This is a genomic window from Bradyrhizobium sp. SZCCHNS1022 (assembly GCF_032484835.1).
Classification (GTDB): domain Bacteria; phylum Pseudomonadota; class Alphaproteobacteria; order Rhizobiales; family Xanthobacteraceae; genus Bradyrhizobium.
In genome coordinates this window covers 40926-52979 of the sequence record NZ_JAUETT010000008.1, presented here as the reverse complement: position 1 = coordinate 52979, position 12054 = coordinate 40926, and the positions used below count along the sequence as shown (strand labels likewise).

Below are 12054 nucleotides of genomic sequence, written 5' to 3'. Positions count from 1 at the left end.
TTTTCACTTGGCAGAACGGCTGGGATTACCGACAATGTTCGCTCATCATGAACGAGTCCGCGTTGTCCTGGCCTTGGCTCTCGGCCGTAAAGGTCCGGCGGAGTCGGCGACATGGTCAAGGGACCGCTCCAAGGGATCACTCCAAGGGACGGCACTTAAGGGATGACGGAGTTGACTGGGGAACTGCCGCCATTTGAGATCATGGAGCCCTCGACGTGGCGGGCGCCCATCATCTTCAACTCGCCGCATTCCGGCTCGGTCTATCCAGACGAATTCCTCAAGGCCTCGCGGATCGACCTGCCGACGCTGCGCCGCTCCGAAGATTCCTTCATGGACGAACTGGTCGGGGGTCTCGTGACCAGCGGTTTCCCGGTCGTCCGGGTGCATTTCCCGCGCTGCTATGTCGACGTGAACCGCGAACCTTACGAACTCGATCCCCGGATGTTCACCGGACGGCTGCCGAGCTTTGCGAACACGCGCTCGATGCGGGTCGCCGGGGGTCTCGGCACTATTCCCCGCGTGGTCGGCGACGGTCAGGAGATCTATCGCGACCGGCTCGGTGTCGAGGACGCGTTGCACCGCATCGAGACCTTGTACAAACCCTACCACCGGGCACTGCGACGGCTGATCAACCGCGTGCACCAGCACTTCGGCACGGCAATCGTTGTCGACTGTCATTCGATGCCGTCGGTCGGCGTCTCGCGCGACGAGCCGCGGCGTCCGGACATGGTGATCGGCGACCGCTATGGCACGAGCTGCGCGGCGCTGCTGCCCGACCTGATCGAAGACGTGATGGGCCGGCTCGGCTATTCGGTTGGACGTAACAAGCCCTATGCCGGCGGCTTCATCACCGAGCATTATGGCAATCCGGCCAGCGGGCTGCACGCGGTGCAGATTGAGCTCAATCGTGCCATCTATATGGACGAGCGCCGGCGCGAACGCGGACCGCGCTTCGCACAGATCGCCTCCGATCTTGCCGTGCTCGCCGAAGTCTTGGCGACCGTGCCGCTCGACGATCTCGGCCCGTTCCAGGCCGCGGCGGAATAGCCACGACGCCCGTCGCAGCGCTGGCCGACTCGGCCAGTGGCCGCATGAGCAGCGACGACTGTTACGATAGCCGAAAGCGCCGCCACAAAAAAAGGGCCGCTTGTGAAGACAAGCGGCCCAAGTCTAGGGAGGAAACGCCCAAGGAGGGCAGCGGTAACGCGAAGCGCTACCGCACCGCAACAATATGCAATCGCGCTGCACAAAGCGCAAGGGTTTTTCTGCCGTTTCCCATGCGAAAATCGCAGGCCGGGTTGCGCCTTCCGCGAACCTAGCTTCGTTTCATAAGCTATTTCAATTGCTTGATCGAGAGATCGGAAGAGACCTGGATACCGTCCGATTTCGTTCTCCGTTTCGTGATGGCAAAAATCGAAAATAGACCGCGCCTGGAAGACCTCAGCGGCCGAAAGATATTTGATATCTTGACCGATGGTTCCGCCAACGGTGCATCTCCGCGGCATTTGGGCTAGGGCATGCCGGCATGGGCGCGCACTCCACGACCAGGCGGTTACGGCCATTCGGCCCGCGGCGCTTGAGACGTGGCGGGCGCATCTCATTCTAATAAGTCGCCTTGATTGAGAGCCCGCAAATGACGCGGAGGCTGCAATCGGCGATACTGGTTCCGCCGAATTCGCATTGAAGGACCTATTGTGACGGTTATCGACTTCTCCGCCTTCATTGGCCGCCTGGCAACCGCCTCCGGCGAAACCATTCTGCCGTTCTTCCGGACCTCGCTCTCCATCGACAACAAGAGCATCCGGCAGGATTTCGATCCGGTGACCGAAGCCGACCGCGCCGCGGAAGCCGTGATGCGCCGGCTGATCAAGGCCAACTTCCCTCAGCATGGCATCGTCGGCGAGGAGTTCGGCAATGAACGCGAGGACGCCGATTACGTCTGGGTGCTGGACCCGATCGACGGAACCAAGTCCTTCATCGCGGGCTTTCCGATCTGGGGCACGTTGATCGCGCTGCTGCACAAGGGCACGCCAGTCTTCGGCATGATGCACCAGCCCTTCATCGGCGAGCGTTTCTCGGGCGACAACGGCTCGGCAACCTACCGGAATTCCGTCGGCGAGCGCCGGCTCTCGGTGCGGCGCTGTGGATCCCTGAAAGAAGCCGTCTGCTACACCACGAGCCCGTTGCTGATGAACAAGGCCGACCGGGCCACCTATGAGCGGGTCGAAGCCGAGGTGCGGCTGTCGCGTTACGGAGGCGATTGTTACTCCTATTGCATGCTGGCGGCGGGTCACCTCGACCTCGTGATCGAGACCGAGCTCAAGCCCTATGACATCGCCGCGCTGATTCCGATCATCAACGGCGCCGGCGGCATCGTTACCAATTGGGACGGCGGCCCGGCGCAGACCGGCGGCCGTATCATCGCCGCCGGCGACAAGCGCGTGCACGAGGCGGCGCTGAAGATGCTGGCTGGCTGACCTTGCAGCTGAGTGCGTGCGTGCACTCATCCCGCCGCCTTGCGCAGATGATCGACCAGGAGCTTCGCGGGCCGTGGCAGCGCCTTGAAACTGCGCGCACAGATCACGAGCCGGCGATTGGCCCAGCTGTCACGCAGCGTCACCACCGAGATCGGCATCGTGCGCGCGCAGCGCCGGGCGGCGGCTTCCGGCACCACCGCGATGCCGACCCCCGCCGCCACCATCTGACAGATCGCGTCGAAATCGCGCAGCCGCGCCCGGAAATGCTGGCGGATGCCGAGTCGCGCTGCGTGCTTGCCGATATGGACCTGCAGCGCGGTAGCCTGGGTCAGCCCGACGAAATCCTGGCCTGCGGTCTCGACGAAATCGATCTGACGGCGGCCCGCAAACGGGCCGCGCCGTCCGGCAACCAGCGTGAGCCGGTCCTCGCCGAACACGAAGCGCTCGACATTGTCGGGCAGCGCATGCTCGGCGGCGAAGCCGAGATCGGCGCTGCCGGCCGCGATGGCGGCGGCAATGTCGGTACTCTCCCGCTCCTCGACGTCGACGCTGATATCGGGATGGTCGCGCAGGAACGCGGCCAGAGCCCGCGGCAGATGTTCGGCAAGACCAACAGTGTTGGCGAGCAGCTCCACATTGGCACGCAGGCCTGAGGCGAAGCGGGCCATCTCGCCCTGCATCGTCTCGACATTGTGCATGATGATGCGGACGTGATCGAGCAGGCTTTCGCCGGCGGCGGTCAGCGCGACGCCGCGACGGCCGCGCTTGAACAGCGGCACGCCGAACGCGTCCTCCAGGCCCTTGATGCGCGCGCTCGCCGAGGCCAGCGCCAGATGCGCGCGATCGGCGCCGCCGGTGATGCTGCGCGCATCGGCAACCGCGATGAACAGCCTGAGATCGACCAGGTCGAACCGCATCGCCTCATGCTCCCTTAGATCATGACGCGATTAAAAGGAATCGCATCATGATCCCATCCCTGTGATTGAGCATGATCTCCGCGCAAACGCCTATGGCGTTTGTCGCGAGGGGAAACCGGTTTCCACTTTTCCGGATCATGCTCTAGGCTTCGGGCAGGCCGAAGGCTTGCTCCGTAACCTCCAGATTGTGCCCTTCTCCGCGATCGGTCAATCTCCGGGCCATGATCGACCCCATCCTGATCTTCATCGCGTTCGCGCTCACGCTCGCCGGCTTCATCAAGGGCGCGCTCGGGCTGGGCTTGCCGACCGTCTCGGTCGGGCTGCTGGCGGTGGCGATGCCGCCGGGCCGCGCCCTCGCCATCGTCATCGTGCCGGCCGTGATCACCAACATCTGGCAGACCTTCGTCGGCCCCTATTTGCGCGACATCGCCCGACGGCTGTGGCCATTGATGCTCGGCACCGCGATCGGCATCTGCCTGAACGCATCGGCACTGAGTCACGGCTCGACCCATTACGGCAACATCGCGCTCGGGCTCCTGCTCGTCGTCTACGCGCTGCTCGGCCTGTCGAAGCTCGCCTTCAGCGTGGCACCGCGCCACGAGAAATGGGTCGGCGGCATCGTCGGCCTCATCACCGGCCTGATCTCGGCCGCGACCGGCGTGCAGGTGGTTCCGTCCGTTCCCTACATGCAGGCGATCGGGCTGCAGAAGGACGAGCTGGTGCAGGCGCTCGGCGTGTTCTTCACCGTGGCCACCATTACGCTGGCCTTCAACCTCACGAGCTCCGGCCTGCTCTCGACCGCCACCGCGCTCCCGGGCGCGGTGGCGATGGCGTGCGCTTTCCTCGGCATGTTCATCGGCCAGAGCGTGCGCTCGAAAATGCCGGCCGAAACCTTCCGCCGCGTCTTCCTGATCGCGATGATCCTGCTCGGCCTTTATCTCGTCGGTAGCGCGGTCCTGGAACTCTATTGGTAGATCTATCGCGCCTCCAGCAGCGCGATCCGGACGCCCAAATAGACGAACAGACCGCCGATCGCCCGGTTGAGCCACGCCATCACCTGCGAAGAGCGCTGGACGCGCTTGGCCGTCCTCGCCGCGACCGCGGCGACGCCGAGGCACCAGATCGTGCCGTTGAAAATAAAAATTCCGCCGAGCAGCAGAAAGGCCAAGGCCTTCTGCGGCGCGTCGCCTGCGACGAATTGCGGGAGGAAGGCGAGGAAGAACAGCGCCACCTTGGGGTTCAGCACGTTGGTCAGCGCACCCTGCAGGAACACGCTCCGAAGCGGAAGTGCCGTGCAGACGAAGCTCGTGCCCTGGGCAGATGAATGCTGCCGCGTGAGCAGCATCTTGATACCAACATAGGCCAGATAGGCCGCGCCGAGCCATTTCACGGCAAAAAACGCGGTCGCCGACGCCGCGAGCAGCGCCGAGAGCCCAACCGCCGCGGCAAACACATGGACCAAGCACCCGGCGCTGATGCCGACCGCAGCGGCGGCACCCCCCCGCCAGCCCATCTGCACGCTGCGGCCGACGATATAGGCCGTGTCCGGCCCCGGCGTAACGTTGAGCAATAAGCCCGACAGGATGAACAGCCCGAAATCGTGAATCCCCAACATGGATGGCTCCTTTCAAAGTGACCGAACCGACGAGCGTTCACCTAGACGAATTATCAGTTGCAAAAGCATTGGATTCAAGAGCTGCAGCCATGGTATCGGGAACGCAGGAGCGGGAGTGCGATGGAAAGACGGCTGGCTGCCATTGTTTGCGCCGACGTAGCCGGCTACTCGCGGATGATGGGAGCCGACGAAGCCGGCACGCATGCCGCGTTCAAGGCCCATCGCGGCGCGATCCATCCCATCATCCTCAATCATGGCGGCCGGATCATCAAGAAGACCGGCGATGGCTTTCTGCTCGAATTCCCGAGCGTGGTCGGCGCCGTCGAGGCGTCGGTCGCGATGCAGACCCTGATGGCCGAACGCAATGCGCATCTGCCGGCGGAACGCACCATGCGGTTCCGCCTCGGCGTCCACATGGGCGATGTCATTGCCGATGAGGATGAGGTGTTCGGCGACGGCGTCAACCTTGCGGTGCGGTTGGAAGCGGCAGCCAACCCCGGCGGCGTTGCGATTTCCGCCAAAGCCTATCAGGAGGCGAGCCGGCACGTCGCGGTCAGCTTCGCCGATGCCGGCAATTTCCGCTTCAAGAACATCGAAGACACCATCAATGTCTGGACCTGGGAGCCCGGCGGACCGGATAAGGTCCGCGAGCCGCGCACCGCTTCGGTCCTGCCCCCACAATACCGGACCGCGATCGTCGGCGTTCTCCCTTTCGTCAACCTGAGCGATGCAACCGACGATTATTTCTCCGACGGGCTGGCCGAGGACCTCATTCATGCGCTCTCGCTGCAGTCGTTCTTCCGCGTGCTGAGCCGGAATTCGACCTTCGTTTTCAAGACCGCAGACCTGAGCGCCCGCCTGATCGCGCGCGAGATCGACGCCACCTATCTGATCCAAGGCTCGGTGCGGCGCGCCGGCGCCAAGATCCGGGTCACGGCCGAGCTGGTGGCGCCGGAGAGCGGCGAACAACTCTGGGCCGGGCGCTATGACCGGGATATCGGCGACGTGTTCGCCGTGCAGGACGACATCACCAGCAATCTGTGCGCGGCGCTGATCCCCGAGATCTACCGCGCCGAGGCCTCGGTCCCGACCCGGTCGCTCAACACCGATCTCACCGCCTGGGACCGCTTCCTGCGCGGGCTGTCGCACTATTATCAGCCGACCAAAGCGGATTATGAGCGGTCGATCGCGCTGTTCCGCGAGGCGATCGCGCTCGATCCGGCGCTTGCGATCGCCCACACCTATCTCGGCACTATCCTGCTGCAGGGCATCCATTTCGGCTGGATCAGGAGCACCCACCAATTGTGGGACGAGGCGATGCAGCTGGCCGAAACCAGCGTGCGGCTCGCCCCCCGCTCCTCCTTCGCCTATTCGCTGCTCGCATACGTCAACGCGATGGAGGGGCAGCCGGACGCGGGCATGGCCGCGGCGCGGAAAGCGCTCGAGCTCAACCCTTACGACATGGGCGCCCGTGGCGTGCTCGGCGTGTGTCACATGGTTCGCGGCGAGCACCGGCAGGCTGTGGAGCTGTTCTCGATCGCAGCGCAACGCGGCAACAGCGACCCTCGCTATCAGTGGAACGTGCTGAGCGCGTTCAGCCATTATCTGCTCGGGCACTATGATGCGGCGCTGTCCTGGGCGCGGGAGGCCTACTACGAGAACCCCGACCATCTGCAGGGCCTCTCGATCCGGGCCGCCAGCCTCGCGCAACTTGGGCGATGCGCCGAAGCCAAGGAGGTCGTCGCCGCGATGCTCGAGCTCTATCCGTGGCTCACGGTGGAGCGGTTGTTGAGCAACCGTTGGAAAAGTTCGGATGACATCGCGCATTACCGTGACGGTCTGGTGAAGGCGCGCATGCCCTCGTCGAAGCTCACATTGGTGGAGACGGTCGCGCCCCGCGCGCGTGGATGAGAGCAGACGTCCGGCAGTGGACGCCCCGCGACTTCTGGTTGACACCAAATCCGAATACGCCATCATCCGCAGACTCTCGTGAAAATCCTCGCGTAGATGTGGGCTGGCTCACGTCCGGCCGCCTTGGTCCGCGCTACTCCTTTCATCACCGGTTTCTTCCCAAGGATGCGATTGCATGCCCCCAGACCCCGCCCCCGGCAGCAACGCGCTGCCTGAGCAGATTCCGGTGTCGGCCAACAATCCCTGCCCGTTCCTGCGCGCACTCGTGGCCGGCGGCTTCGTCGATAGGCACACCGTTGCGCTGCCGAAGATCAGCAGCACGATCCAGGCCGCGAGCGGCGAGACCGGCTTGCGGCGGCGGATGGTCTGGCCGCAGACCTTTGGTGTGGCACTGATCGCCAACGGGTTCGGCCCGCTGCGGCTGATCCACAGCCTGTGGTCGGGCGTGAATCTGGACCAGCTTCGCAACGGCCCGCTGGACAAGCACGGCGGCGGCTCGCGCATCCTCGATGCCGAGGCCCATGTGCACGAAGGCGAGATCGACCGCCTCGCCTGTTTCGGCAGCGACTATCCCAACCCTTGCGGCGGCACCGAGCGCGGGCTGAACGCGGCGCAGATCAAGACCTACATGCGCTCCAACATCGATCGGGACGGAGCCGATGCGCGCTGGTACTTCCCCTTGCTGATGCGAGGCGAATGGCCGGTGCTGCTGCGCGTGATGGGCAAGGGCGAAGGCGACAATCGCTATCTCAGCGTCGCCGAGGTGCGCACCTTGTTCGTCGACCGCCACCTGCCCGAGCGGATCGTGACACGGCTCTTGACCAAGCCGAGGCCCGCGGGCCTGCTGTGGCGCCTCGGCCGGGCGACGATCGGCTTCGCGGTCGCGCTGGTTGTTCTGCTCGGCGTCGCGTGGATCGCCTTCCCCGACCAGACCGATGAGACCCTGAGCAGCATCCTGCCAAAGTCGATTGCGGAAATGGTCCCACCGGCGCTGCCGGCCTATGAGGCGCCGAAGACGGCGCATTGGCTGAATCAGGGCTGGACAGTCAAGGACCGCCAGTGGTTTCACCACGCAACCCAGGGCACGGCGACCTTCCCGGTGCCCTACAAATGGTTCATGGCGCTGGAGCAGCCTTATCTGTCGCCATTCGGTACGCCCGGCCGGATTTCCGACAGCAGCTATCTCGAACGTTTCGGCTTCATCCCGAGTCCCAAGAGCACCGATGGCGATTCCGCCGGCCTCAAAGCCTATGGCTTCGATGCAGCCGCGGATGCCAATGCGAGCCCTGCGCCGGCGCCGCTGCCGGGCCTCGCGCCGACCCCGGCCGCCAACAACGACGGCCTGCCGGTCGGCTTCGCGCGGCTGAGCGGCGCGGTCGATCCCGCAACCGGCGCGGCCGAGCCCGACAAGATCGGCCTCACCTGCGCGGCCTGCCATACCGGCAGCATCCGCTACAAGGGCACCAGCATCCGCTTCGATGGCGGCCCGGCGATGGTGGACTTGCGCAAGCTCGAAAAGGCCATGGGCTTTGCAATGATGCTCACGCAATGGGTCCCCACGCGCTTCTCGCGCTTTGCCGAGCAGGTGCTCGGCGCCGGCGCGAGCGAGTCGGAGCGCACGGCCCTGAAGAAAGGGCTGAAGGCCGCGACCGATTTCGCGCTGACCATGCAGGCCAAGAACTATCAGAAAGCGATCGAGGCCAAGGGCCAGAGCGAAACCCAGGAAGGTTTCGGCCGGCTGGACGCGCTGAACCGCATCGGCAACCAGGTGTTCTATCTCGACATGGCGGTCGGCGGCCTGCCCGGCTACCTCGACAATCAAGAGGCCATCGCTGCTCCCGTCAGCTATCCGCCGATCTGGACCGTGCCGTGGTTCTCCTGGGCGCAATATGACGCCTCGATCTCGCAGCCTTTGATCCGCAATGCCGGCGAGGCGCTCGGCGTGTTCGCCGCCGTGAACTTCTCGCCCGATCGGCCGGCGAACCGGCTGTTCCGCTCCTCGATCGCAATCGAGAATCTCGTGTACATCGAGAACATGCTGCACGGCCCGGATCCGTTCGCGGCCGACCCGCCGCGCTTCGGCGGCCTGACCTCGCCGAAATGGCCGGGCAAGCTGTTTCCCGGCGACAAGGCGTGGACCATCGATCAGGCCAAGGTCGATGCCGGCCGCAAGCTCTATGGCAAGATCTGCGTCGAGTGCCATCTGGGCCCGGTCGACGATCAGAGCTTCGACACCGACGAAGACACCAAGGCGCTCAGCTTCTGGCGACGCGACGGCGGGCCTTGGAACAAGTCCGGCGACGCCGTGAATCTGGTGGAGAAGCCGGTCGCCGACATGAGGACCGACCCTGGCCAGTCCAGCATCCTGCGGACGCGAATGGTCAAGGTGCCCGGCTTCTTCGGTCTCGATCCGGCCAAGGACCTGAAGGGCTGCGGCCTGCCGCCGAGCACATCGACCACCGACATGCCTTACGCGCTGGCGCTGATGGACGTCGTGCAGCGCGCCAGCGACAAATGGTTCGACGAGCATCCGGTCGTCGATCGGAGCCAGGTGTGGGGCAAGCGCAAGAACTGCCCCAACCCGGCGCCAAAGCCGATCTATCGCGCCCGGCCGCTGAACGGCGTCTGGGCCACCGCGCCCTATCTGCACAACGGCTCGGTGCCTTCGCTCTACTGGCTGCTGAGCCCGGCCGCGGACCGGCCCACCTCGTTCTGCCAGGGCGCGCGCGACTATGATCCGATCACGGTCGGCTTTGCCGTGCCTGCCGGCGGCGAGGCCTCCTGCAAGACCGGCCAGACCCGCTTCATGGCATCCGACAGCAAGGGGCCGATCAAGGGCAACAGCGTGATGGGCCATTCCTTCGAAGGACCCGAGCGCGATCCGCACGACTATCCCCCGGGCGTGATCGGCCGCGGCTTCAGCGACACGGAGCGCTGGCAGCTGATCGAATATCTGAAGACGCTGTAGGGCACGTCGCGACGAACTGGACAGCCCGGCATCGCGCCGAGCGACATAATGACAGCAGAGAGCTGCGGAGCGTTCTCGGTGTAGATTGGCAGAAACAGATGATCGGCAATAAGGGAGATAAACAACATCACGGCGATCGCAGCGGAGAGCTTGCCAGACAGCATGGCAGCACCGCCGAGGAAACTGCTGCCCTCAACAAAACATTTAAAGCCTTTGCCGAAAGCTATCGCAAAAGCGATCCAATGGAACGCCGGCGTGCGGGCATAAAGTTTTGGGTCGAAATCGCCGTCGCGGCAGGTGTTGCAATTAACATCGCGCTCACTCTTGGTATCTTGATCGTCGGCGGCCGACAAGTTACTGCAAGCCAAAACCAATTAGAAATCATGAGGGATTCCGAACGCAAGCAATTGAAGGCTTACGTCGGATTGACTCAGCACGGTATCCAGAATTTCGGAACGCCAACCCAGACATTGAAAATCAGCCGCAAGAACTACGGGTTGACGCCGGCCATAGATCTTTTCATGACGCCTCCTAACATCGCAGTCGTTCAAATCGATAGACTCACGCAGTTTGCCCCGACTCTTTGCACTCCTGCTCCAACTGTAGTTAATTCCTTCACTCTGTTTCCCCAACAAGAATCCAATTTCGAGATGCGCGGACACAACATAACTCTCGAGCAAGTCGATTTAGTGAAAAAGGGCACCACCTTTGTCATCATGTATTGGGGTGCGCTGTTCTACAAAGACGTATTCGGAAATCGGCACTGCAGCCGGTACTGCTGGACCTTCAAAGGCGCTGACATGTCCGAAGCCGCTGCTGACACCTGCTTTCAACACAATGATTTCCATGATCTCACTGAAGAGGAAGAGCGGGCAAAGCAAGCAACTGAAAAAGCTGCCTCCAAGTAGACAAAAGACTCCCTTCATCAAAAATGCGGGATCACCGCCTTCCCGGAGAGCTCGCAGAGTAAATTCTCTCCATTCGAACCGAACATCGCCGCCACAGCGACGCATGCGTGCGACTCCGTTCAACTGTTAAACAGGCTCGGTGCATGCATCCACGCTCTCGCGGCATGAGTTGCCCGAGCTTTGCTGACGACTTCGCCTTCGACAAAATCGGAGGCGCAGGGAATGCCGGGTGAAGGCCTCACCCATGGCCCGCCTGCAACAAAGAAAGCAGGCGGCAGTCACCACAGGTTAAGCCGAACATCCGGCATTCCCTGCGCGATGGCTTTACGACTTACTCCGCGCTCTCCCCAGGGACCGGCTTTATTGCCCCTGTCATCCGCGCAAACGTCAGCGCGAACTTGGCCTCAGCACCGGGAGACCAGGACCACACGGCTTGATCGTGCGCATCGGATTGTTCGTCCGCATGATTGATCACGCTGCAACCCGACACGCCCACCGCATCCCGCTGCCAACGTCCGTGACGATCGCGAAGCGCCCCTCCTGAAAGGAAGCGGGACAGCGCTGATTAATGCACGACTTCTGAAAAAACGAAAGTGAAATATTTTTCGCGCGGGGACTGGACAGGGTTTGGCAGAGCGCGCCTGGCGGGCAAACCACCCATCTCGCGGCGAAGCGCCGCCATGCCTGAACTCGAACGCACGATCAGCGTGTCTATCAGGGTCGCATCGCTACGCGGACGCACCGCCGACCGCGATCCGCGTCGCCCTGAGTTGCCGGAACAGCAGATAGAAGGCGGCGACATGCGTGATCATGAGCAGAGGCACGTAGATGACCGGGATCGCATAGGCGGCACCCAACTCGCCCGCCATCGATGGAAGGTCGACGCTGACGGCCTGGGCGTAGTCGACGAAGAGATCGATGATACCCACCACGTTGAAGGCTGTGACGAACAGCCAGAACAAGGGACGCATCCTGACGGCCAGCAGCGCCAGCGTGGCAAGGAGCCCGGTCACGAAATCCCAGTACGCGGCGAAGGTCGCGAAGTCGGCCGAAAGATGGGGCCCGACGTAGCCGGGCAGGATAAAGACCAGGCCGAAAAAGCGGAAGCTGTGCAGCGTCGCGATGGCACGCTGGGCTTCGACATGGTCCATGGATCTGAGACGCGGCCCGATATAGGTGGCGAAGCAAAGCAGCCACGCGACATAGCCGAAGACGAGCTGAGTGCGGAAGATGGCCTCGGGTGACATGATCTCCTCCT

General features: G+C 63.4%; 9 protein-coding genes. 6 read left to right on the top strand and 3 right to left on the bottom strand.

Going from position 1 to position 12054, the window contains the following annotated elements:
* The first annotated feature begins 162 nt into the window (after positions 1–162).
* Together QX071_RS32535 and hisN are read left to right on the top strand one after the other, a co-directional pair.
* On the top strand, positions 163–1047 hold the full coding sequence (locus tag QX071_RS32535; protein ID WP_315706562.1) for an N-formylglutamate amidohydrolase: 885 nt from the start codon (positions 163–165) through the stop codon (positions 1045–1047).
* Between the two features lie 647 nt (positions 1048–1694).
* The gene (hisN, locus tag QX071_RS32530) at positions 1695–2477 is read left to right on the top strand and encodes a histidinol-phosphatase (RefSeq protein WP_315706561.1); all 783 of its coding nucleotides are present in this window, start codon (positions 1695–1697) and stop codon (positions 2475–2477) included.
* Between the two features lie 26 nt (positions 2478–2503).
* On the opposite strand, the gene QX071_RS32525 is transcribed toward hisN, so the two are convergent.
* A complete protein-coding gene (locus QX071_RS32525; RefSeq protein WP_315706560.1) occupies positions 2504–3394 on the bottom strand; it encodes a LysR substrate-binding domain-containing protein in 891 nt (296 codons plus the stop codon).
* Positions 3395–3615: 221 nt separating this feature from the next.
* Between QX071_RS32525 and QX071_RS32520 the strand changes: the two genes are divergently transcribed.
* Positions 3616–4368, top strand: coding sequence for a sulfite exporter TauE/SafE family protein (locus tag QX071_RS32520; RefSeq protein ID WP_315706559.1), 753 nt, complete (start codon positions 3616–3618; stop codon positions 4366–4368).
* Between the two features lie 2 nt (positions 4369–4370).
* Here the strand turns inward: QX071_RS32520 and QX071_RS32515 are convergent, their stop codons facing one another.
* A complete protein-coding gene (locus QX071_RS32515; protein ID WP_315706558.1) occupies positions 4371–5009 on the bottom strand; it encodes a LysE family translocator in 639 nt (212 codons plus the stop codon).
* Positions 5010–5129: 120 nt separating this feature from the next.
* On the opposite strand from QX071_RS32515, the gene QX071_RS32510 reads away from it, so the two are divergent.
* From QX071_RS32510 to QX071_RS32500, 3 genes are all read left to right on the top strand, one after another.
* The gene (locus QX071_RS32510; protein WP_315706557.1) at positions 5130–6920 is read left to right on the top strand and encodes an adenylate/guanylate cyclase domain-containing protein; all 1791 of its coding nucleotides are present in this window, start codon (positions 5130–5132) and stop codon (positions 6918–6920) included.
* Between the two features lie 175 nt (positions 6921–7095).
* Positions 7096–9888 (top strand): di-heme-cytochrome C peroxidase, encoded by a 2793-nt coding sequence (locus QX071_RS32505; protein WP_315706556.1) that lies wholly within the window; start codon positions 7096–7098, stop codon positions 9886–9888.
* Positions 9889–9986: 98 nt separating this feature from the next.
* Entirely contained in the window at positions 9987–10796 is an 810-nt protein-coding gene (locus QX071_RS32500) for a hypothetical protein (RefSeq protein ID WP_315706555.1), read from the top strand.
* 728 nt (positions 10797–11524) lie between these two features.
* Here the strand turns inward: QX071_RS32500 and QX071_RS32495 are convergent.
* Entirely contained in the window at positions 11525–12043 is a 519-nt protein-coding gene (locus QX071_RS32495) for a hypothetical protein (protein WP_315706554.1), read from the bottom strand.
* Between the last annotated feature and the right edge of the window lie 11 nt (positions 12044–12054).

Coding starts and splice junctions, on each gene's coding strand:
- QX071_RS32525 (WP_315706560.1), bottom strand. CDS start 3,394: ATGCGGTTCGACCTGGTCGATCTCAGGCTGTTCATCGCGGTTGCCGAT.
- QX071_RS32520 (WP_315706559.1), top strand. CDS start 3,616: ATGATCGACCCCATCCTGATCTTCATCGCGTTCGCGCTCACGCTCGCC.
- QX071_RS32500 (WP_315706555.1), top strand. CDS start 9,987: ATGATCGGCAATAAGGGAGATAAACAACATCACGGCGATCGCAGCGGA.
- QX071_RS32505 (WP_315706556.1), top strand. CDS start 7,096: ATGCCCCCAGACCCCGCCCCCGGCAGCAACGCGCTGCCTGAGCAGATT.
- QX071_RS32535 (WP_315706562.1), top strand. CDS start 163: ATGACGGAGTTGACTGGGGAACTGCCGCCATTTGAGATCATGGAGCCC.
- QX071_RS32510 (WP_315706557.1), top strand. CDS start 5,130: ATGGAAAGACGGCTGGCTGCCATTGTTTGCGCCGACGTAGCCGGCTAC.
- QX071_RS32495 (WP_315706554.1), bottom strand. CDS start 12,043: ATGTCACCCGAGGCCATCTTCCGCACTCAGCTCGTCTTCGGCTATGTC.
- QX071_RS32515 (WP_315706558.1), bottom strand. CDS start 5,009: ATGTTGGGGATTCACGATTTCGGGCTGTTCATCCTGTCGGGCTTATTG.